Source organism: Micromonospora krabiensis, from assembly GCF_900091425.1.
GTDB classification, from domain to species: domain Bacteria; phylum Actinomycetota; class Actinomycetes; order Mycobacteriales; family Micromonosporaceae; genus Micromonospora; species Micromonospora krabiensis.
Map to the genome: position 1 here is coordinate 2,035,623 of NZ_LT598496.1, position 21,751 is coordinate 2,057,373.

General features: G+C 73.7%; 18 protein-coding genes. 8 read left to right on the forward strand and 10 right to left on the reverse strand.

The window, feature by feature from the left end; all coding sequences use genetic code 11:
• The first annotated feature begins 25 nt into the window (after positions 1-25).
• Both GA0070620_RS09060 and GA0070620_RS09065 read left to right on the forward strand, forming a co-directional pair.
• Complete coding sequence (locus tag GA0070620_RS09060; protein ID WP_091589441.1) at positions 26-823, forward strand: SAM-dependent methyltransferase; 798 nt, start codon at positions 26-28, stop codon at positions 821-823.
• A 105-nt stretch (positions 824-928) separates the two neighbouring features.
• The gene (locus tag GA0070620_RS09065) at positions 929-1,210 is read left to right on the forward strand and encodes a hypothetical protein (RefSeq protein ID WP_197677573.1); all 282 of its coding nucleotides are present in this window, start codon (positions 929-931) and stop codon (positions 1,208-1,210) included.
• A gap of 25 nt (positions 1,211-1,235) precedes the next feature.
• Here the strand turns inward: GA0070620_RS09065 and GA0070620_RS09070 are convergent, their stop codons facing one another.
• The 9 genes from GA0070620_RS09070 to GA0070620_RS09110 are packed head-to-tail and all read right to left on the reverse strand — an operon-like array spanning position 1,236 to position 11,081.
• Complete coding sequence (locus tag GA0070620_RS09070; RefSeq protein ID WP_091589442.1) at positions 1,236-2,219, reverse strand: LLM class flavin-dependent oxidoreductase; 984 nt, start codon at positions 2,217-2,219, stop codon at positions 1,236-1,238.
• Positions 2,216-2,587 (reverse strand): nuclear transport factor 2 family protein, encoded by a 372-nt coding sequence (locus GA0070620_RS09075; RefSeq protein ID WP_091589443.1) that lies wholly within the window; start codon positions 2,585-2,587, stop codon positions 2,216-2,218. Before GA0070620_RS09075 ends, GA0070620_RS09070 begins: the two co-directional genes overlap by 4 nt.
• The gene (locus GA0070620_RS09080) at positions 2,584-4,272 is read right to left on the reverse strand and encodes a DUF885 domain-containing protein (RefSeq protein ID WP_091589444.1); all 1,689 of its coding nucleotides are present in this window, start codon (positions 4,270-4,272) and stop codon (positions 2,584-2,586) included. Before GA0070620_RS09080 ends, GA0070620_RS09075 begins: the two co-directional genes overlap by 4 nt.
• Positions 4,269-5,507, reverse strand: coding sequence for an amidohydrolase family protein (locus GA0070620_RS09085; RefSeq protein ID WP_091589445.1), 1,239 nt, complete (start codon positions 5,505-5,507; stop codon positions 4,269-4,271). Before GA0070620_RS09085 ends, GA0070620_RS09080 begins: the two co-directional genes overlap by 4 nt.
• Positions 5,508-5,517: 10 nt before the next feature.
• Entirely contained in the window at positions 5,518-6,486 is a 969-nt protein-coding gene (locus tag GA0070620_RS09090) for an ABC transporter ATP-binding protein (protein ID WP_231922305.1), read from the reverse strand.
• Positions 6,483-7,460, reverse strand: a complete 978-nt coding sequence (locus GA0070620_RS09095) for an ABC transporter ATP-binding protein (RefSeq protein WP_091589446.1) — start codon at positions 7,458-7,460, stop codon at positions 6,483-6,485. The genes GA0070620_RS09090 and GA0070620_RS09095 overlap by 4 nt, the downstream gene beginning before the upstream one ends.
• Before the next feature lies 1 nt (position 7,461).
• A complete protein-coding gene (locus GA0070620_RS09100) occupies positions 7,462-8,379 on the reverse strand; it encodes an ABC transporter permease (RefSeq protein ID WP_091589447.1) in 918 nt (305 codons plus the stop codon).
• Positions 8,376-9,470, reverse strand: a complete 1,095-nt coding sequence (locus GA0070620_RS09105; protein ID WP_172836403.1) for an ABC transporter permease — start codon at positions 9,468-9,470, stop codon at positions 8,376-8,378. Before GA0070620_RS09105 ends, GA0070620_RS09100 begins: the two co-directional genes overlap by 4 nt.
• A 3-nt stretch (positions 9,471-9,473) precedes the next feature.
• Complete coding sequence (locus tag GA0070620_RS09110; RefSeq protein WP_091589448.1) at positions 9,474-11,081, reverse strand: ABC transporter substrate-binding protein; 1,608 nt, start codon at positions 11,079-11,081, stop codon at positions 9,474-9,476.
• A gap of 261 nt (positions 11,082-11,342) precedes the next feature.
• On the opposite strand from GA0070620_RS09110, the gene GA0070620_RS09115 reads away from it, so the two are divergent.
• The 4 genes from GA0070620_RS09115 (at position 11,343) to sthA (ending at position 18,129) form a co-directional block, all read left to right on the forward strand.
• Positions 11,343-11,879: a cupin domain-containing protein gene (locus GA0070620_RS09115; RefSeq protein ID WP_091589449.1), complete on the forward strand. Its 537-nt coding sequence runs from the start codon at positions 11,343-11,345 to the stop codon at positions 11,877-11,879.
• A 143-nt stretch (positions 11,880-12,022) separates the two neighbouring features.
• Complete coding sequence (locus GA0070620_RS09120) at positions 12,023-12,754, forward strand: hypothetical protein (protein ID WP_091589450.1); 732 nt, start codon at positions 12,023-12,025, stop codon at positions 12,752-12,754.
• Positions 12,755-12,920: 166 nt separating this feature from the next.
• Positions 12,921-16,583, forward strand: a complete 3,663-nt coding sequence (locus tag GA0070620_RS09125; protein WP_091589451.1) for an outer membrane protein assembly factor BamB family protein — start codon at positions 12,921-12,923, stop codon at positions 16,581-16,583.
• Between the two features lie 142 nt (positions 16,584-16,725).
• Entirely contained in the window at positions 16,726-18,129 is a 1,404-nt protein-coding gene (sthA, locus tag GA0070620_RS09130) for a Si-specific NAD(P)(+) transhydrogenase (RefSeq protein WP_091589452.1), read from the forward strand.
• A gap of 16 nt (positions 18,130-18,145) precedes the next feature.
• Here sthA and GA0070620_RS09135 read toward each other — a convergent pair whose 3' ends face one another.
• Positions 18,146-19,390, reverse strand: a complete 1,245-nt coding sequence (locus tag GA0070620_RS09135) for an MFS transporter (protein ID WP_091589453.1) — start codon at positions 19,388-19,390, stop codon at positions 18,146-18,148.
• A gap of 120 nt (positions 19,391-19,510) precedes the next feature.
• Between GA0070620_RS09135 and GA0070620_RS09140 the strand changes: the two genes are divergently transcribed.
• Together GA0070620_RS09140 and GA0070620_RS09145 are read left to right on the forward strand one after the other, a co-directional pair.
• Positions 19,511-20,371 (forward strand): LysR family transcriptional regulator, encoded by an 861-nt coding sequence (locus tag GA0070620_RS09140; RefSeq protein WP_091589454.1) that lies wholly within the window; start codon positions 19,511-19,513, stop codon positions 20,369-20,371.
• A 122-nt stretch (positions 20,372-20,493) separates the two neighbouring features.
• A complete protein-coding gene (locus tag GA0070620_RS09145) occupies positions 20,494-21,543 on the forward strand; it encodes an SEC-C domain-containing protein (protein WP_091598410.1) in 1,050 nt (349 codons plus the stop codon).
• Positions 21,544-21,751: the final 208 nt, after the last annotated feature.

Consider the following 21,751-nt stretch of genomic DNA (forward strand, 5'->3'; position numbering starts at 1 on the left):
CACCGCCCGATGATGGGAGCCTGGCATGGCCGATCCGGACGTAGCCCACAGCGCGCAGCTCCAGCCCGAGGTGCCGCATGCGGCCCGGATCTGGAACTACTGGATGGGCGGCAGCGACAACTTCCCGTCCGACCGGATGGCCGGTGACGCCGTCGTCTCGGTCTACCCGGAGATCGCCGTCATGGCGCGCCAGTCCCGCCGGTTCCTGATCCGGGCCGTGCGGTTCCTCGCCGCCGAGGCGGGCATCCGGCAGTTCCTCGACATCGGCACCGGCCTGCCCACCATGCAGAACACCCACGCGGTCGCCCAGGGCGTCGCGCCCGAGTCGCGGGTCGTCTACGTCGACAACGACCCGATGGTGCTGGTGCACGCCCGCGCGCTGCTGGCCGGCGCGACCGCCGAGGGCGCGACCACCTTCGTGCACGCCGACTACCACGACCCGGAGGGGATCCTCACCGAGGCGGCGAAGACGCTCGACCTGGCGCAGCCCGTGGCGGTGATGTTCATGGGGGTGCTGGGCTACGAGCCCGACCTGGACGTCGTGCGCGCCATCATCGGGCGGACCATGGCGGCCACCTCGTCCGGCAGCCACCTGGTGTTCTGGGACGGCAGCAACACCAGTCCGGCGGTCGTCGCCGGCGCCAAGCGGCTGGTGGAGAGCGGCGGTGTGCCGTACGTGCTGCGCAGCCCCGCCGACCTGGCGAGCTGCTTCGAAGGGCTGGCGATGGTGGAGCCCGGCCTGGTGCCGATCACGTCGTGGCGGCCGGACGACGCCGACACCGAGGAGGTCGACGCGTACGGCGGGGTGGCTCGTAAGCCCTGACCCGGCAGCGGATCGCCGGGTACGGCCGACGGCGGGCCGGGGCCTCGGCACAATGGCCGCAGACGGCGGCCGGCGCACGGGCGGTCCGTCACCGGAGGAGGGAGCGTGGCGGGCATGTCGAGCGAGCCGGAGCCGGGCCTCGCGCCGCCGCACCTGTCGCCGACCTACGAGGGCGACCCGGTCGTGCTGGCCGTCGACGGGCAGGACTTCCGCGTCGGTCGGCGGGCCGGCGCACCCGGCACGTACGACTTCGACTGGCTCAGCGGGCCGCACGAGTACGGCTTCGCGCTCTCCGGGGCCCGCGAGCTGAGTCGGCCCGAGCTGGAGGAGGCCATCCGTGGCTTCCTCGCCGGGATCGACCCGGCCACCGGCTACCTGGCGGAGTAGCCGGCGGCCGGAGCCGACGGGAGGGTCAGCCGCGCAGCAGCGGCAGCACCCGGCGGCCCAGCAGGTCGATCCCGTCGCGCGGGGTCAGACCGTGCGGGGTGCCGAACTCCACCCGGCTCGCGCCGGCGTCGAGCACCGCCGCGGCCTGCTCGGCCACGTGCTCGGGGGTGCCGGAGAAGGCGAACAGGTCGAGCAGGTCGTCCCCGATCAGCGCGCCGGCGAGGTCGTCCTCGCGGCGGCCGACGTGCTGCTGGATGCGTGCCAGGAGCTCGGGGTCCACCTCGACGGTGGGGTCGAGGGCGGCGACCACCGCGACGTACATGGCCACCTCCCGGCGGGCGACCCGCCGGGCGAGCGCGCCGTCCTCGTCAACGACGGTGACCGCGCCCAGCACCACGCCGGTGCGCCCGCTGCCCCGCGCCGCCTCGTCCAGCCAGCCGCGCATCGTGGCCGCCATCGCCGGGTTCGCCGAGCCGCCGACCTTGACCTCGGCGGCGTACGCGGCGGCGGATCCGGCGGTGCGCTGCCCCCAGGTGCCGACGAGGACGGGCACGTTGGGGCGGGCCGGGGTGTAGCGCAGCCGGGTGCCCGGCGCGACGGTGAACTCCCGGCCCTGGTAGCCGCTGTCGTCGCCGGCGAGCAGCAGCCGGACGACGTCGACCGTCTCGGCGATGCGGCGCAGCGGGCGGGCCTGCGGCACGCCGACCTGGTCGAGCCAGGTGCCCCGAGCGAGCCCCAGGTACGCCCGGCCGTGCGAGGCGAGGTCGAGGGCGGCGACCTGACCGGCGACCTCCACCGGGTGGAGGGTGAACGGGTTGAGGCAGGCCGCGCCGAGGCGGATGCGGCGGGTGTGCCGCGCGGCGACGAGCAGGGGGAACAGCGGCGGCTGGTACATCAGGTCGCCGAAGACCGACAGCACGTCGAAGCCGTGCCGCTCGGCCAGTTCGGCCAGCTCGGCGTACTCGTCGGCGGACTTGTCGGACTGCAACCCGAGGCCGACCGCGCTCATCGGACCGCCTCCGCGTGGTGGTGCACGATCCGCCAGGTGGAGCCCTCGCGCCGCAGCACGTCGGTGACCCGGAAGCAGTCGTCCGGCCGGCCGTCGCCGTGCCGGGCCCGCAGGACGTACCGCACGAGACCGGTGTCGCCCCAGCTCTCGGCGTGGAACCGCTCCGGGGCCACGCTCACCGGCGGGCTGCCGGTCCGGTGCGACGCGCGCCGGTCCCGCAGGTCGTGCAGGGCCGCCAGACCGGTCAGCAGCTCGTTCGCGTCGGACTCCCAGATCGTCAGGTCGGGGTGCAGGTGGGCGTCGAAGGCGGGCCGGTCGCCCAACGACCGGTACATGGCGCTGATGGTGCGGGTGAGGTCGTCGGTCATCGCGGTCGCTTCCGGTCGTCGGGCGGGGGTGCGGCGGGTGGTGGGGACAGGTCGGCGAGGCGGGCGCGCAGCGGATCCAGTCCCATCGGGCCGAGCGCCAGCGCGGTGTGGTGGAACCGCTTGCGGTCGAAGTCGGCGCCGTCGCGGCGTTCGGCGTCCCGGCGGGCCTGCCGCCACAGCCGCGCCCCGACCTTGAAGGCCAGGGCCTGCGCCGGCCAGCCGAGGTAGCGGTCGACCTCGAAGCGCGCGGTCGGGGCGTCCAGCCCGGCGACGCGGGTGAGCAGGTCCACGGCGAGCGCGGGGGTCCAGCGCCGGGCGTCGGTGAACCCGGTGCCGGCCGGGATCGGCAGGTCGAGGTGCAGGCCCAGGTCGACCACGACGCGGGCGGCGCGCCACATCTGGCCGTCGAGCATGCCGAGCCGTTCGGCGGGACCGTCGTAGAGGCCGAGTTCGTCGGCGAGCCGTTCGGCGTAGTGCGCCCAGCCCTCGGCGTACCCGTGGACGTGGCACAGGGTGCGCTGCCAGGGGTGCAGGTCGGCGGTGGTGTACGTGACGGCGTGCTGGAGGTGGTGGCCGGGCAGCCCCTCGTGGCAGAGGGTGCCGACGTGCCGCCACACCGCGACGGTCGTCTCGCCCGGCGGTGTGGACCACCAGATCGCGCCGGGCCGGGTGAGCGCCGGGTCGGGCGGGGTGTAGTACATGACGCCGGACGCGGTCGGGCTGATCCGGCAGTGGACCTGCCGGGTGACGGGCGGGATGTCGAAGTGGGTGCCGTCGAGCGCGTCGGTCAGCCGGGCCGTACGCCGTTGGAGCCACTCCGCCAGGGCTGCGCCGACGGGCACCCGGCCGGCGGGGTCGGCGTCCAGGGCCGCCCGCGCGGCCGCCACGTCGGGGTGCCCGCACTCGGCCGCCGCCGCGTGCAGCTCGGTCGCGGTGCGGCGCAGCTCCGCCCAGCCGTACGCGTACAGCTCGTCGAGGTCGACGGTGGCACCGAGGAAGCTGCGGGCCGTCACCCGGTAGAGGTCGCGGCCGACACCGTCCACGTCGGACGCGAACGGGGCCAGCTCGGTGCGCAGGAACGCGGCGAACCCGGCGGTGGCCTCGGTGGCCGACCGCGCCCCGCGCTCCAGTGCGGCGCCGAGCGCGCCGCCGGGACCGTCGGCGACCAGCCGGCCGTAGAAGTCGGTGCTGACCCAGTCGGCGCACTGGTCGGCGACCACCAGCACCTGCCGGCGGGCCACGAGCTGGCCGCGTCGCGCCGAGCGGCGCAGGGTCGCGGCGTACTGGTCGAGGGCGGTGGGCACCCGGCGCAGGTGCGCGGCGACGACGGCCCAGTCGTCCTCGCCGGCCCGTGGCAGCGAGTCGAAGACCTGCCGGACGAGGTGGACGGGGGTGGCCAGCGGGGCGAGCAGCCGGGTGGTGAAGCCGGCGTCGTACAGGTCGATCTCGCTGTCCAGCCGATCGGTGAGGGCGCCCGCGAGGGCCCGTTCAGCCGGGGTGTGGGCGGTGGCCGTGGCGGCGTGCGCCGCGGTGCGGCGGGCGAGCCGCGCGCGGGCGTCGAAGCCGTCCGGGGAGAGGTCCGGCAGGAGCGAGTCGGGCGTGCGTCCGGCCGCCTGGGCGGCGTCCGGGTCGAGCTCGGCGAGGGCGTCGAGGTAGGCGTCGGCGACCTGGGTCACTCCGGTCATCGGGGCTCCCGCAGGCGGCAGTGGTCGTCGCGGTAGACGACCCCGCCCTTGATCACCGTGTGCAGGGTGCGCAGGGCGGAGACCGAGCGGGTCGGGTCGTCGCGCAGCACGAGCAGGTCGGCGTGCCGGCCCGCCGCCACGGTGCCGAGGGTGTCGGCCTGGCCCAGCCACTGCGCGGGGCGTACGGTGGCGGCCTTCAACGCGTCCGCGACGGTCATCCCGGCGTCCACCATGAACTCCAGCTCCCGGACGGTGGCGCTGGTCTCGTCGTAGCCGGCGTGCGGCGGCATGTCGCTGCCCAGCGCGATCGGTACGCCGTTGCGGATGGCGTGCTGGAGGCTCTCCCAGTGCCGGGGCCCGGCGGCGAGGGCCCGCTCCATCAGCCAGCCGGGGACACCGGAGTCGCGGAAGAACTGCTCGCAGCGGCTCACCACGATCGTCGGGACGTACCAGACGTCGCGGGCGGCCATCAGCCGGGTGACCTCGTCGGTCAGCTCGTAGCCGTGCTCGACGCAGTCGAGCCCCAGCTCGACGGCGCGGCGCACCGAGTCGGCCGGGCCGGCGTGGGCGGTGACCTTGCGGCCCCAGTCGTGGGCGACCTGGATGACCGCGGCCATCTCGTCGTCGTGCAGCTGCGGGGTGTCGATCGCCTCGAACTGGCCGGCGATGCCGCCGGAGATGCACACCTTGATCAGGTCGGCGCCGGCGCGGATCTGCTCGCGGGTGGCCCGTCGGAAGCCGTCCGCGCCGTCGGCCTCCAGGGCGTCGGCCTCCCAGCCGTGCCCGCCGGTGCAGCACAGCGCGTGCCCGGCGGTGAAGATGCGGGGTCCGTCCACCGCGCCGGCCTCGATGCCCCGGCGCAGGGCGAAGTCGGCGTAGCGGCTCTCCCCCACCAGTCGGGCGGTGGTGACGCCGGCGTGCAGGGTGCGCCGGGCCGAGTCCGCCATGAGGAGCACCAGCTCGGCGAGGTTGGACCGGTGGACCGTGTCGGCGAGGTGTCCGGGCAGGCCGAGGGAGAGGTGGACGTGCATGTTGGTCAGGCCCGGCATGACGTGCTCGCCGTCCAGGTCGACGACGGGGACGTCGCCGGCCTCGGTGAGCACGTCGTCGACCGGGCCGACGGCGCGGATCAGGCCGTCGGCGCCGATCCAGACGCCCCGGTCGGGCTGGAGGGCGTCGTCCACGCCGTCGTAGAGGGCGAGGTTGACCAGGACACGTTCGGTGGGGCGGCGCATGGCGGGATCCTCAGCGGGAGGCGGTGGTCGGTGCCACCGTGGGGTCGGTGAGCCAGCAGGCGGCGCTGCGGCCGCCCATCTCGACGGTGGGTGGCTGCTCGACGCAGGCGTCGAAGGCGTGCGGGCAGCGGGGACGGAACCGGCAGCCGGTCGGGGCGTTGGCCGGGTCGGGCACCTCCCCGGCCAGGGTCGCGGGCAGGCGGGGCGCCGGGCCGATCTGCGGCACCGCGTCGATCAGCGCCCGCGTGTACGGGTGCCGGGGTGCGCGCCACAGGTCGCGGGTGGGCGCGGTCTCGACGATCCGGCCCAGGTACATGACGGCGGTGACGTCGGCGATCTCGTGCACCAGGGCGAGGTCGTGGGAGATGAACAGCATGCCCATGTCGAGGTCGCGGGCCAGCCCGACGAGGAGGTTGACGACCTGGGCCTGCGACGAGGCGTCCAGGGCGGTGACCGGCTCGTCGGCGATGATCATCCGGGGTTGTGGGGCGAGGGCCCGGGCGATCGCGAGTCGTTGCCGCTGGCCGCCGGAGAACTGGTGCGGGTAGCGCTCGGCGGTGGCGGCGGGCATGCCGACCCGGTCGAGCAGGTCGTGGACGCGGTCGCGGCGGGCCGCGCCGGTGAGGGTGGCCGGTACGCCGTCGAGCAGTTGGGCGCCGATCGTCCGTCGGGGGTTCAGCGAGGCGTACGGGTTCTGGAAGACCATCTGGAGGGCGACCTGGTCGCCGGGGCGGCGTCGCCACCCGAGCGGGGTGACCGGTCGCCCGTCGAACGTGACGGTCCCGGCGCTCGGCGCGGCCAGCCCGACCGCGACCCGGGCCAGGGAGGACTTGCCGCAGCCGGACTCGCCGACGAGGCCGACGACCTGGCCGGGCCGCACGTCCAGGCTGACCCCGGCGACGGCCCGCACCCGGCCGCGTCCCCGGGACCGGTACTCGACCTCCACGTCGCTGATCCGCAGCACGCCGGTGGTGCTCACGCGGCTACCTCCAGCCTCGGACGGACGACGCAGGCCACCGACCGGTCCGGCCCGGCGGGGGCGAGCGGCGGCGGCGCGGTCCCGCAGGCCGCTTCGGCGTACCCGCACCGGGGTTGGAACGGGCAGCCGGGCGGCGACTCGCCGGGGGCGGGTGGGCCGCCGGAGATGGGACGCAGCGTCCCGCCGGCCTGGGTGCCGTGGGGGCGCGCGCCCAGCAGCGCCGCCGTGTACGGGTGGGTGGGCGCGGTGAGCAGCGCCCCGGTGGGGCCGGTCTCCACGACCCGCCCGGCGTAGAAGACGTAGCCCCGGGTGGTGAGCGCGCTGAGCACCCCGAGGTCGTGGGTGATGAACGCGACGGCCAGCCCGGTCTCGGCGCGCAGCCGGTCCAGCAGGGCGAGGATGCCGGCCTGTACGGTGACGTCGAGGGCGGTCGTCGGCTCGTCGGCGATCAGCAGCCGGGGCCGGGCGGCCAGGGCGATGGCGATGGCCGCCCGCTGCCGCATGCCGCCGGAGAACTGGTGCGGGTAGGCGCGCAGGGCGCGCTCCGGGTCGGGGATGCGGACCTGGTCGAGCAGTTCCACCGCCCGGCGGGTGGCGGCCCCTCGGTCCATCCGCAGGTGCACCCGCATGTGTTCGGTGAGTTGCCGGCCGATGGTGAGCATCGGGTGCAGGGCTGCGCTGGGGTCCTGGAACACCATGGCGATGCCCGCGCCGCGGACGCGCTGCCAGCCCCGGGCGTCGAGGCCGAGCAGGTCGGTGCCCGCGAAGCGGGCCGAGCCGCGGACGGTGGCGCCGGCGGGCAGCAGCCCGAGCAGGGTTTGCGCGGTGAGGCTCTTGCCGCAGCCGCTCTCCCCGGCGATGCCGACCAGCTCGCCCTCGCCGACGGTCAGCGACACGTCGTGCAGGATCGGCAGCGGCCCGCGCGGGTGCGGCAGGGTGACGGCGAGGGAGTCGACGTCGAGCAGCGGCGCCATGTCAGCGTCCCTTCGTGTAGCGGGGGTCGAGCCGGTCCCGCAGGGCGTCGCCCAGCACGTTGAAGGCCATCACCACGGTGAGGATGGCCAGGCCGGGGAAGACGCTGACCCACCACATGGACAGGTCCTGCGCGCCGAGGGCGACCATGGAGCCCCACTCGGCGGCGGGTGGGCGGGGGCCCAGGCCGAGGAAGGACAGGGCGGCGAGCAGCAGCACCGCGTTGCCGAGTTCCAGGGTGGCCAGGACGATCGCCGGGCCGATGCTGTTGGGCAGGACGTCGCGGCGCAGCGCGCGGACCGGTCCGACGCCGAGCAGCCGGGCGGCGTCGACGTAGTCGTCGCCGCGCATGCTCAGCACGGCGCCGCGGATGACCCGGGCGTAGACCGGCCAGGAGACGATGACCAGGGCCAGGACCGCGTTGCGGGTGTTGGGGCCGAACGCGGCGGTCACCGCCATCGCCAGGATGATCTGCGGGAACGCGAACACCAGGTCGGTCAGGCGCATCAACGCCTCGTCGACGAACCGGCCCACGTAGCCGGCGACGAGGCCGAGCAGCCCGCCGACGAGCAGCGCCAGCGACACGATGGCCAGCGCGAGCGGGATGGACAGCCGGGCGCCGTACAGGACCCGGCTGAACACGTCCCGGCCGAGCGAGTCGGTGCCGAACCAGTGCGCCGCCGACGGCGCCGCGTAGGCGTCGGGGCTCTGCCGCAGCGGGTCGTACGGGGCGAGGACCGGGGCGAGCAGGGCCACCAGCAGCCACCCGCCGAGCAGGACCAGGGCCGCCACGGCGATCGGCTGTCGCCAGATCGGGCGGGCGGTGGGGCCGCCGCGCAGCCGGGCGAGCCAGCGTCGCCGGCCCAGCGCGCGCACCGCCTTCGGGTCCGGGGCCACCGGATCGGGTGCGAGTGTCGTCATGACAGGCGGATCCTCGGGTCGATGAGCCCGTACAGCAGGTCGACGGTCAGGTTGACCAGCGTGTAGACCAGCGCGACGAACAGGCTGACGCCGAGGATCGCGGGCAGGTCCAGGGCGGTGGCGCTGCGGTAGGCGTACTGGCCGAGGCCGGGCCAGCCGAAGATGCTCTCCACCAGCACCGTGCCGGACAGCAGCGAGGCGAAGGCCAGGCCGGACACGGTGACCACCGGGACGAGACCGGCGCGCAGCAGGTGCCGGCGCAGGACGACCCGGGTCGGCAGGCCCTTGGCGTACGCGGCCCGGATGTAGTCCTGTTGGAGCACCTCGAGCATGGCCGAGCGGACGAACCGGACCAGCATCGCCACCGTCAGCGAGGTCAGCACGAGCACCGGCAGGGTCAGGTGCTGGGCGGCGTCCCAGGCTACGTCCCACTGGCCGGCGAGCGCCGCGTCGACGGTGTACATGCCGGTGACCGTGGGCGGCGGGCTGAAGTCGGTGGAGAGGCGGCCGCCGCTGGGCGAGAGGCCCAGTTGGTAGAAGAAGACGTAGAGCACGACGAGGGACAGCCAGAACGGCGGGGTGGAGAGCCCCAGCAGGGCGCTGACCCGGACGAGCTGGTCGGCGATCCCGCCGTTGCGCACGGCCGCCAGCATGCCGATCGCGGTGCCGATGAGCAGGGCCAGCGCCATGGTGGGGATGGCCAGCTCCAGGGTCGCGGGGACGTACTGGAAGAGGTCGTCGAGCACGGCGCGGCCGGTCTGCTGGGAGGTGCCGAGGTCGCCGTGCAGCAGGTTGCCCAGGTAGTGCAGGTACTGCGCCCACAGTGGCTGGTCCAGACCCCACTTCTCCCGGAAGGCCGCCACCGCGGCGGGGTCGTTGAGCGCCTGGTCGGAGAGGTTGGCGGTGACCGGGTCCCCGGGCACCACGTTGACCAGCCCGAACGTCACCATCGTGACGCCCAGCAGCAGGCCGGCGGTGATCGCCACCCGCTTGGCGAGGAACGCCAGCAGCGGGTGGGCGCGCCGCCGGCCGGGCCGGGACGCGGTCTCGGGGACCGCGCCCGGCTCGTCGGTGTGCACTGTCGTCGTCATGTCTTACTTGCGGCCGACCGCGGCGAGGTCGACCTGCCAGCCGGCGGCGGTGTAGTCGGTGCCGGTCAGGTCGGCGGTGGCCACGACGATGGAGGAGTTGCTGGCCAGGACGATGTACGGCGAGGAGGCGTTCATCAGCCGCTGCCACTCCTGCATGGCGGCGGCCCGGGCGGCCAGGTCGAGGGTCTCGGTGACCTTCTTGCCCGCGGCCACCACGGCCGGGTCGGCCCGGTCGAGCGTCCAGCCGGAGCGCAGCGCGGTGGCCTGGCCCGGCGCCATGTTGTTGATCAGCGAGTCGGCGACCGGGTAGTTGAGGCTCTGCGGGGTGAAGCCCAGGGCCGATTTCCCGCTGCGCATCTCGTCGAGGAAGGTCGTCAGCGGCTGCGGGTTCAGCTCCAGCTTGATACCGGCCTCGGCGGCGTCGCCCTGCACCTTGGTGGCGACCGTGCCGAGGTCGACGCCCTTGTAGGTGATGGCCGGGTAGGTGAACTTCACCGTGGGGTTGGCGAGGCCGGCCCCGGCGAGCAGCGCCTTGGCGCGGGCCACGTCCCGCTTGGACTCCTCGGCGGCGGGCAGCGCGCCGGCGAAGGCGGGTGCGACCAGCCCGGCGCCGGGTGCGGCGCCCTTGCCGTAGAGGGCGGCGACGCCCTGGTAGTCGATGGCGGCCCGCAGGGCCTGGTTGAACGTCGGGTTCGCGGCGACCGGCGAGACGGCCGGGTCGGCGTTGAGGAACAGGAAGTAGACGGTGTCCTGCACGCCGGAGGTCAGCAGCGTGTCCGGCAGGCCGTCGAGGAGCTTGCCGGAGATGTCGAGGGAGATCTCGGCGGCCTCGGCGCGCTGCATGGTGAGCTTCTGGGTCTGCACGTCCATGTTGCGCAGCACCACCCGTCCGAACTGCGGCTTGGTGCCCCAGTACTTCGGGTTGGCCTCCAGCACCACCTGCGACGACGGGTCGTACGACTTCAGCACGTACGGGCCACTGCCGATGGAGGTGGTGTCCAGGTACTGCTGCGCGGTGTCGCCCTGCGCGGCGTCGGCGCCGTCCTTGGCGCCGTGTTCGCGCGCGACCTTGGCGTTGACCACGCCGGTGGAGGGCATCGCGAGCACCACCGGAACGTTCGGGTTGGCGGTGTCGGAGGTGACGACGACGGTGGTGTCGTCGGTCTTGCTGACGGTCAGACCGCTGACGGTGACGGCGGGGCTGCCCTTGATGTTCTTCAGCCGGTTGAGCGAGAAGACGACGTCGTCGGCGGTGAGCGGGCTGCCGTCGGAGAAGGTGACCCCCGACCGCAGCTTGAAGGTGAACGTCTTCGCGTCCGGCGACGCCTCGTACGACTCGGCGAGCGCGGGCACGGGCTTGCTCACGTCCGAGCCCTTCAACGTGAGCAGCGTGTCGTAGAGGGCATGCACGGCGGTCAGGCCGGTCGCTTCGTAGACCCGACCGGGGTCGAGGGTCTTGAGCACGAACGAGGTGTTCACGGTGAGGGTCTTCGCCGCGCCACCGTTCGCGTTTCCGCCGCTGCCGCCGGCGCTGCACGCGCCGGTGGAGATGATGGCCAGCGTCGCCAGAGCGAGCGCTCCGGCGCGGAGCCGGCGGGGGGACACCGACATGCTGTTCCTACCTTCGTATGGCGCGGCACGTGGCGCGGGACCCGCGTCGACGGCCGGGGCGGACGCCTCCACCGGGGAGCCGGGGCGGCGTGCGGTGGCGGCGTATCGGGTTTTCGGTGGCGGCGTCTGAGGGTTGGATGGGGAGGAGCACGCCCTGTCCAGTCCTGCCAAACAGAGCGGGTCTGGCGTTCAGCGATGCTAAACACGCCCGTATAGTTTGGTCAAACATTTTCACCCTCACTGTTCTGGAACGAGGACCACATGCTCGGTGACCGGCTCCGCGACCTGCGCCAGCAGCACTCGCTCACGCTGCGCCAGCTCGCCACAGCCGCCGACGTGTCACCCGCGCTGCTCAGCCAGATCGAGAACGGCGCGACCGACCCCAGCCTGGCCACCCTGCGGAAACTCGCCCAGGTCTTCGACACCTCCATCGCGGCGCTGTTCTCCGAACCCGAGGCGCCCCCGGTGCACATCAGCCGGGCCGGTGCGCGCAGCCGGCTGGCCGCTCCCCCGGGCCAGATCACCTACGAGCGGCTCACCCCCGGCCGGGGCGACCTGGAGGTCCTCCAGGCCCACCTCGCCCCCGGCGACGCCAGCTCCGCCGAGCCGTGGGCCCACCCGTCGACCGAGTGCGCCATCGTCGTCAGCGGCGAGGTCGTCGCCGAGATCGGCGGCGAGTCGTACCCGATCGCCGCCGGCGAGGCCGTCACCTTCGACTCGCGCCTGGCCCACCTCTACCGCAACGCCACCGACCAGCCCGCCCACCTGATCATCGCGGTGACCCCGCCGACCCCCTGACAGTCGGCCCGGCCGGTGCGCGCCCGCAGCGCCGGGAACCGCGCGCCGGCCCGTGCGACCGGGAGGAGGGTTGCGGCGCCGTTGGCTGATCTTGCTCGACACGTTCAGGAGGCGTTCACGGCGCGTGCCTAGCGTCGGCCGGCATGAGTTGGACGCATCGCCTGGCCGCGACGACGCTGCTCGCCGCCGGTCTCATCGGTCTCGCCGCGACGCCGGCGGCGGCACACGACGGCAACGTGGGAATCACCGAGGTGACCGTCGGCGAGTCCGGCCTCGACTACGACCTCTACCTGGATCCCCGGTTCCTCGCCACGGCCCTGCCCGACCTACGCCTCGCTGACGCCACCCTTGACGTCCCGCAGGCGGACCGGTTGCTGGCCGAGGGCGTCGCGGTGAGCACCGGCGGCCGGCCGGTGACGGCCAGCGGCATCCGGACCGGGAAGACGTCCACCAAGCAGCTCTCCCACCTGGGCGGCGTCGCGCTGCTCACCGAGACGCCGCTGGTCCACATCCACGCCCGCTACGACCTCGGCGGCCCGGCCACCGACTACCGGATGGAGTACCGCCTCTTCCTGCCGGACAAGGGTCAGCAGCCGCACAGCAACCTGGCCTGGATCCACCAGGGTGGACAGACCCGCACGTTCATCCTCTCCCCCGACGCCGCCGTCCTCACGCCCGGCGTCGGCGAGGTCGTCGCCACCACCGCGAAGGGGGACAACGGGTCGGGGTCTCCGGTCGCCCTGGTCGTCGCGACCGGTGCCGCCGTTGCCGTCGCGGGCGGCGCGGCGGTCCTCCTGCGCCGTGCCCGCCGTGGCGGCGACCGAGGGCCGGCGGCCCGCCGGACCGGCCGCGTTCCCACCGCGTCGCGCCGCTGAGGCCCGACGAGCGCCGCTCGCGCGCCGTCCATCGTGGCCGTTCACATGGAAGAGATCCAACCGCCGTCCCGACGATCCCGGCGGATTCCTCCACCGTCCCGCCACGTTCACATCGAGCCGGGAGGCTACTGAAGATCAACTCAACGTGAGCTGAGAAGGAGGCATCGTGGCCGGAAGGCTTCGAAGTCCAGGCACCTACCTCGCGGCGGTGGTGGCGCTGGCCGCTCCCGTCCTCGCGGCGGCGCCACCCGCGGCGGCCGCGGGGACCGGCGTGACCGTCAGCGGCTACGTCTACGACGACACCGACGGTGACGGCCACCGCGACCCGTTGGAGCGCGGCGTGGAGAACGTCGTCGTCTCCGACGGCCGCACGCTGGTCAGCACCGACCGCAAGGGCCATTACCAGATCAACGTCGACCCGGACCGGCGGCGCACCGACCTGGTCTGGGTGAGCCAGCCCGCCGGGTACGTGCTGCCCACCGACGCCGACTCGCAGCCGCGCTTCTTCGCCACGGTGGCGCCGGACGCGGCCGGCAACGCCGTGGCCGACTTCGCGCTGCTGAAGGACGCCCGCGCCAACGACACCGACTACAAGTTCGTCGGGATGGCCGACGTGCACGTGCAGGCCGGTACGACCAACAACCGGCAGCGCTTCTCCGACCAGATCAGCCAGATCAACGGCCTCGTGGCCAGCGCCGGGGCCAGCCCGCAGGCCCGCAAGGTGACCCCCCGCTTCGCGGTGGTCTCCGGCGACCTGACCAACAACGGCACGGCGGCGGAGTTCGGGGACTACCGGGCCTCGGTCCGCACCTCGACGCTGCCGGTCTGGCCCGCCCTCGGCAACCACGAGTACAACGTCCAACTCGGCAACACCTACGCCGACATCATCGAGAACTACCGGACCTACATCGGCCCGGAGTGGTACTCGTTCAACTACGGCGACAAGCACTACGTCGTGCTCGACGGCGTCAACGGCCTCGGCGAGGCCGACCAGCTGACCTGGCTCGCCGAGGACCTGCGGCTGGCGCGCGGCCGGCACGTCGTGGTGATCACCCACGTCCCGCTGAACACCGCGCTGTCGGCCAACCCGGCGGTGAGCGCCCGCTACATCGGACTGTTCGAGCAGTACGACACCGCACTCCTGCTGGCCGGCCACACGCACACCAACGACGTCGACGACGCCGTCATCGACGGGGCGCTGCACGCCGTCACCAACTCCGCGTCGTACACCATCGACGGCACGCCGAACGGCTTCCGGGTCGTGCAGTTCGCCGCCGACAAGGTGTCGATCCCCTTCCGGGAGTTCGACGTCAAGCAGCGGTCGGTGACGCTGGTGCAGCCCGCCGACGGCGGCCAGCTGCCCCGCGCGAAGACCACCGTGCAGGTGAACACCTTCCACACGAGCAGCGACGTGAAGGAGGTGGCCGTCCGGCTCAACAACGAGACGAAGTGGCGCAAGCTGACGGCGGCCGGCGACCGCACCTGGACCGCGGCGTTCGACGCCAGCAAGCTGGCGCTGGGCAAGCACCGGATGCAGGCGCGGGTCACCCAGACCGACGGCACGGAGCAGACCGCCGACGCCACCTTCGAGGTGGTCGCCACCGTGACCGCCCCGGTCACCGGGACGGCCTGGAGCCAGTTCCACTCCGACGCCGGCCACAGCGGCACCACGCCGGACGTGCTGGCGCCCCCACTCGGTCTCGCCTGGGCGCACCACACCGGCGGCAGCATCCTCACCTCCTCGCCGGCGATCGCCGGCGCTCTGGCGTACGTGGGCGTGCGGGACGAGAACGGCACCGCCCACAACGGTGTGGCCGCACTCGACGTCAAGACCGGCCAGCAACGCTGGTGGGCGGCCACCGACGCGCAGGTCGACGGCTCGGTCGCGGTGTCCGGCGACACCGTGCTGGCCAGCTCGATCCGCGGCACGCTCTACGGGCTCGACGCCGCGTCCGGCGGGGTGCGCTGGACGTTCAAGGTCGGCGAGTCGGCGGGGCTGAACGAGCCACGCCGGGCCTGGATGTACTCCGCGCCGACCGTCTCCGGCGACACCGTCTACCAGGCGTACTCGATCGCCGACGGCATGCACGTCGCCGCGCTGGACGTCCGCACCGGCGCGCAGCGCTGGGTCAGCGGCGTGGTCGGCAGCACCTGGATCTCCAAGGGCACCGTGGTGGCCGGCGAGGGCCGGGTCTTCGCGCTGGCGCAGGGCGGGCAGGTGACCGCGCTCGACGCGGCGACCGGCGCCGTCCAGTGGCAGAAGAACCCGGGCGGCAGCTGGACGTACGCCTCCGCCACCGTCACCAACGGACTGCTCCTGCGCCCGTTCTCCGGTGACTACCTGGTCGCCATGGACGCCGCCACCGGCACCGAGAAGTGGCGCTACCGCAGCCCGGGCGCGTCGTACATCTACGGCACCTCCACCGCCTCGACCCCGGCCGTGGCCGGCGGGCTGGCCTACCAGGGCTTCACCGACGGCAGCGTCACCGCCATCGACCTGGCCACCGGCACCGCCAAGTGGACCCAGCGCACCGGACACGCCGTGCTCTCCTCCCCCGCGGTCAGCGGCGACACCGTCTACGTCGGCTCCAACGACGGGCGGGTCCGCGGGTTCGACCGCAACACCGGCCAGCCGCTGTGGTCGTACGACCTCGGGGCCTGGGTGGCGTCGTCACCGGCGGTCTCCGGCAACGCCCTCGTCGTCGGCGCCTGGGACGGCGGCGTCTACGCCTTCACGCCGGCCTCCGGGCCGGCGGTGCCCCGGTGGTCGGTCATCGAGGGCGCGGTGACCTCGGACGGCGAAGCCGCCGCGGGTGCGCAGGTGCTGGTCCGGTCGACCGCCGACCACAAGGTGCTCGCGCAGACCACCACCGGCGCCGACGGCCGCTTCTCCACGGCGCTGCCGGGCGGCACGTACGACGTGCAGACGCTGATCCGCGGGCACGCCCCGGCCAGCCGAACGGTCACCCTGGCGGCGAACGGCGCGCGCGCCGACGGTTCGCTCACCCTGAGCCGGCTCACCGAGCCGGTCGCCGGGCTGACGGACCTGCCGGCCGACTACGGGACGGCGAGCACCCGCACCGACACGATGCTCGGCACCACGTACGGCTACGTCGCCAACGGGAAGATCAGCGCGTCGATCGTCCCCACGGTGGCGGGCAACAACGCGGCCGGCACCGCCCAGCCGGGGTGGCTCGCCGACCTGACGCTCGCCGACGAGAACGGCAGCGAGTTCATCGACTGGAGCGAGCACACGCTCACCACGGCCAAGCCCGGCGCACCGGACTGGAACCGTCCCGGTGAGTGGCTCAGCCTGCCGCAGATCACCGCCTCCGGCGACACCGTCACCGCGGCCGGCAGCGCGCAGATCGACCCGAACCTGAAGGCGAAGCTGGCGTACCGGGCCCTGCCCGACGCGCCGGTGGTGGAGATGACGTTGGAGCTGACGAACTCCGGCACCACCGACTTCACCGGCTACTACCAGTACGCCATCGACCCGGACTCGCCGGTGAGCAGCAACGACGTCGCCCGCGTGCCCGGCCTGTCGAACAACAATCCGGGCTACGTCGCGTCCGGCTGGACGGCGAACTACCTGTACGACGGGCCGACGACCACCACGTCCGGCGGCCCCGCGCAGGGGCTCGCCTGGCCGGCGGCCCAGCCGCCGGTGACGCTCTCCGCCCAGGGGTACGTCGCCGGCCTCTGGTTCGACGCGTCGGTGCAGGCCGGCGGCACCCGCACCATCCGCTGGTACCACATCACCGACTACCCGGCGGCCGGCTCCGACCCGACCGCGGCCATCGCGGCCTGGGCGGCGAAGGTCGCCTGAGCACCGTCGCCGGCCCGTCTGCGGACGGGCCGGCACCGGTCGCCGCCCCGAGCCCACCGGCCCGGGGCGGCGACATCGGCATTTCACCGCCTGCCCGGACGGGCACTGGCGCCGGCCGCCACATCTTGCGACGCTGATCCACGTGTATGACTACGACCTGTTGGTGCTGGGCTCGGGGCCCAGTGGGCAGAAGGCCGCGATCGCCGCCGCGAAGCTGGGCCGGCGGGTCGGCATCGTGGACCGGCGCGACATGATCGGCGGGGTGTGCATCAACACCGGCACGGTCCCGTCCAAGACCCTGCGCGAGGCGGTGCTCTACCTGACCGGGCTGAGCCAGCGCGACCTCTACGGCAGCAGCTACCGGGTCAAGGAGGAGATCACGGTCAGCGACCTGGCCGCCCGGACGCAGCACGTCATCACCCGGCAGACCGACGTCATCCGTAACCAGCTGGCCCGCAACCGGGTCGCGATGATCACGGGCACCGGGCGGTTCGCCGACGCGCACACCGTCTGGGTCGACGGCGGCTCGGGCCGCGAGTCGAAGGTGACGTTCGACAAGGCGATCATCGCGGCCGGCACCCGCCCGGCGCGGCCCGACAGCGTCGACTTCGACGACCGGACCATCGTGGACTCCGACGGGGTCATCAACCTGCAGGCCGTGCCGCGCAGCATGGTGGTGGTCGGCGCGGGCGTGATCGGCATGGAGTACGCGTCGATGTTCGCCGCCCTCGGCACCAAGGTGACCGTGGTGGAGCGCCGCGACCGGATGCTCGACTTCTGCGACGAGGAGGTGGTCGAGTCGCTGAAATACCACCTGCGCGACCTGTCCGTGACGTTCCGCTTCGGCGAGGAGGTGGCGGCGGTGGAGAAGCACCAGACCGCCGCCCTGTGCCTGCTCAAGAGCGGCAAGAAGATCGCCGCGGACACCGTCATGTACTCGGCCGGACGGCAGGGACAGACCGACGACCTGGCGCTGCCCGCGGCCGGGCTGGAGGCCGACCGGCGCGGCCGGATCCCGGTAGACGCCCACTACCGCACGGCCGTCGACAACATCTACGCGGTCGGCGATGTGATCGGCTTCCCGGCGCTGGCGTCCACGTCGATGGAGCAGGGCCGGCTGGCGGCGCAGCACGCCTGCGGCGAGCCGGTGCGCGAGATGCACGGGTTGCAGCCGATCGGCATCTACACCATCCCGGAGATCAGCTTCGTCGGGAAGACCGAGGAGCAGCTGACGGAGAGCTCCACCCCGTTCGAGGTGGGCATCGCCCGCTACCGGGAGCTGGCCCGTGGGCAGATCGTGGGCGACTCGTACGGCATGTTGAAGCTGCTCGTCTCGCCCGACGACGGTCGGCTGCTCGGCGTGCACGTGTTCGGCACCGGCGCCACCGAGATCGTCCACATCGGGCAGGCGGTGATGGGGTGCGGCGGCACGGTCGACTACCTCGTCGACACCGTGTTCAACTATCCGACGCTCGCGGAGGCGTACAAGGTGGCCGCCCTGGACGCCTCCAACAAGATCCGCAACATCACCCGCATCGACGGCTGACCGCCGTTCGCGCACCTCACTGATCCGTACGGGGTTTCGCGAGCAGCGGTCGCACGGCCACGACGAGCAGGGCCAGCAGGACGGCGGCGAAGCCGATCAGCGCGCTGCGCGGCGACAGGTGCTGGGTGGCCAGGCCGAGGCCGAGCACCGGCACCGCCAGTCCGCCGTAGCCGCCGAGGAACAGCCCGGCGAGCGCCTCGCCACGCGCGCCCGTCGGGGCCACCGAGAACACCGTGGCGACGGAGCCCTTGAAGACCGCTCCCGCGCCGGCGCCGCTCAGCACGCCGCCGACCACGAAGAGCGCGAGGCTGGGCAGCCACACCCCGGCGACGAGGGCCACCAGCCCGGCGGCGAGCAGCGCGAGCCCGACGCGCAGCTGCCGGCCGAGGGCCGACCGCAGGGTGAGGACCTGGCCGGCGACGCCGGAGGCGAACACCGCGAAGGCGACCAGCCCGGCCACCGCGTGCGACCGCTGGTGGAGGGTGCCGACGAGGAACCCGGGGGCCAGCGAGGTGAACAGGCCGAAGACGGCGAAGGAGACGAACCCGGTGGCACACGCGGCGAGGTACGTCCGGCGCGACGCCGCGGGCACCGCGACGCGCTGCGGCCGGTAGCGCAGCGGCACGCGGGACACCGTCTCCGGCAGCAGCGCCGCACCGACGAGCCCGAGAGTCAGCAGCACCTCGAACACCACGAACGGCGTGGCCAGCGGGTGTGGGGCGTACTCGGCGAGGAGGCCGGCCACCAGCGGCCCCAACCCGATGCCGCCGATGTTGGCGGCCGCGCCGACCAAGTCGGCCCGCCGCCGGGAGGCGCCGGGCCGCGCGGCGGCGTGCAGTTCGGTGAGGTACGCGGTGGCGGTCGCGGTCAGCACGCCGATGCTGATCCCGGAGATGAACCGTGCCACCAGCAGCTCCGGCACCACCGGGATGCCGGGGAGCAGGAACACCACGCCGGCCAGCATGTTCAGGGCCAGGGCCGGCAGCAGCAGGCGTCGCCGCCCGAGCTGGTCGGAGAGGTGGCCGACGGTGAAGAGGCTGACCACCACACCGACGGCGTACGCGGCGAAGACCAGCGTCACCGTGAACGGCCCGAACCCGTCGCGCTGCTGGTAGAGCACGTAGAGGGGGGTCGGCGCGGCGGAGAACGCCATCATCACGGCGAAGCCGTACGCCAGCAGCCAGAAGCCCCGGCCGTGGTGAACCCGGCGGGGCCGTGGGGCCGCCCCGGTCGGGGCGCTTTCGCCGGTGCGATCCGGCATTGGGTGGACGTCGGTCGTCATGTGTTCCTGCAACAGCCGGATTCCGGAGCTGCTTCCCAGAGCCAGGAGATGACTTGAGATGACGGTAATCTCCTTCGGAGATGACCGAGGGAAGGTGGCATGGACCTCCGGCAGATGGAGTACGTCGTCACGGTCGCCGAGGAGGGCGGGTTCAGCGCCGCCGCCCGGCGGCTGCACGTGGTGCAGTCCGCCGTCTCCGGAACGGTCCGGGCGGTGGAGCGCGAGTTGGGCGCCCAACTGTTCCACCGGACCACCCACCGGGTGTCGCTGACCCCGGCCGGCCACGCGTTCGTGGCGGCGGCCCGGACCGCCCTGCACGCCGCCCGGCAGGTCCGCGTCGCCGTCGACCTCACCAGGGGCGAACTGGGCGGCGAGCTTCGCGTCGGCGTCATGCAGGGCGTGTTCACCGGCCTGGACGAGGCGCTGGCCACCTTCCACGAGCAGCACCCGGGCGTGCTGATCCGCCTCCGGCAGGCGCCCGCCGACACGATCGGGCAGTCGCTGCGCGACGGCACGCTCGACCTGGCGATCATCGCGCTGGACCAGCCGCAGCCGCGCGGCCTGACCACCCGCCTGCTGTTCGAGGAGGAGATGGTGCTGGTCACGGCGGCGTCCTGCGCCCTGCCGGACGACCGCCCGGTGACCCTCCCCGAGGTGGCCCGGCTGCCCCTCGTGGACTTCACGGCCGGCTGGGCGATCCGCAGCGCCGTCGATCGGGCCTTCCGCGCCGCCGGGGTCGACCGGAGCACCACCTTCGAGGTGAACGACCTGCTCGCCGCGGCCGACCTCGTCCGCCGCGACCTGGGCGTGTGCGTCATGCCGGAGTCGATCGCCGCCCGCTTCCCCGACCTCACGACGCGGCGGTTCGCCGAGCACGCACCGTCCTGGACCGTCCGGGTGGTCCGCCCGGCCGGTGAGCCACCGCCGGCGGTCGCCGCGCTGCTGCGGCACGTCCGCTGACGCCCCACGCCGCCGTCACCCGACCGGCACGCCACGCCGACACCCGTCGCGCGAGCCCGTTGAGATCGGCGTAACAGGTGATCAGCCGGTGCCACGGGCCGGCGCCGACGTACCGTGAGACCGTGCCGACGAAGAACGTGATCACCAGCGCCGACATCGCCGACCTGCGCCGCACGGCGCTCGGGACGGCCAACCCGCTCGGCGTCGCCGCCGACCTCGCCGACGCGGTCGAGACCGGCCGCCTCGCGGAACCCGGCGATGCCGGCGACGCACTCACCCTGGCCGCCGAGATCGCCGAGGTCCGGGCCCGGCTCGACGCCGCCCTGCGCTACGCCGACCGGGCCGTCGCCGCCTACCCGACCACCGACGACCCGAGCGCCGGCTTCGCCCGCGCCCTGCGCGCCCGGATCCTGTTCCGGGTCGGCGGCCGGGACGACGAGGCGCTGGCCGAGCTCACCGCGCTGCGTCCGCTGCTCACCGAGCAGCCCGAGGCGCCGTCGTACGTGAGTGCCGCCCTGGACGCCGGGAACCTGTCGAGGACCGCCGACGAGTGGCTCAGCGAGGCCGCCGAGACCCTGCTCGGCCAGCGCGCCACCTCGACCGCCGAGCCCGGGCAGACGGTGGCCGCCGCCGAGCCGACCGTGGAGGTCGGGCCGCCGGAGGCCCCCGGCGTCCTGTTCTTCCTGCTCCAGCAGCGGCACCGGGTGCGCCGCAACCTGAACCTGCCGCACGACCGGCACGACGACCTGGCCGACCGGCTGGAGAACCAGCTCCTGCGCCGGGCCGCCGAGAACCAGGGCGGCGAGTCCGACCTGCTGTTCTTCCCGCGCGCCGAGTTCGACCGCCTGCTGTCCGAGCAGCCCGGCCTGACCGACACGTACGGGCCGGACTGGGACGCGCACCGGGCCCGGCTGGAGCGGGAGCTCGTCCGACTGACCAACACCGGCCGGGCCGGGCTGAGCGTGCTCTCCGCGACGGTGGACGGGCTGACCGGGCTCGCCGGCCGGCGCGGCGGCGAACCGACGGACCCGAAGATCCGCACGGACTACGCGGGCGAGCTCGCCGCCCGCCCCGACGCGAAGATCTCCTGGCCGCCGGAGCGCAACGACGCCTGCTGGTGCGGCTCCGGCCTCAAGTACAAGAAGTGCTGCCTGCCGCGCTCGCGCGGCTGACGCCGACTCCTCCTCGGGCCCCGCTCACTCACCGGCGGGTCCGCGCCTGAGCCCTGCCACGGCGGGCCGTCCGGATTCACCGACCCGGACGGCCCGTCGTCGGATCACGGTCGGATTACCGCCGTGTGACAGCGATGACGTCGGGATGTCGACGCGGCCAACCGGAGGTGGCGGAGATCCGCCATGTCCGTGCTCCGCCAGCGGCCGA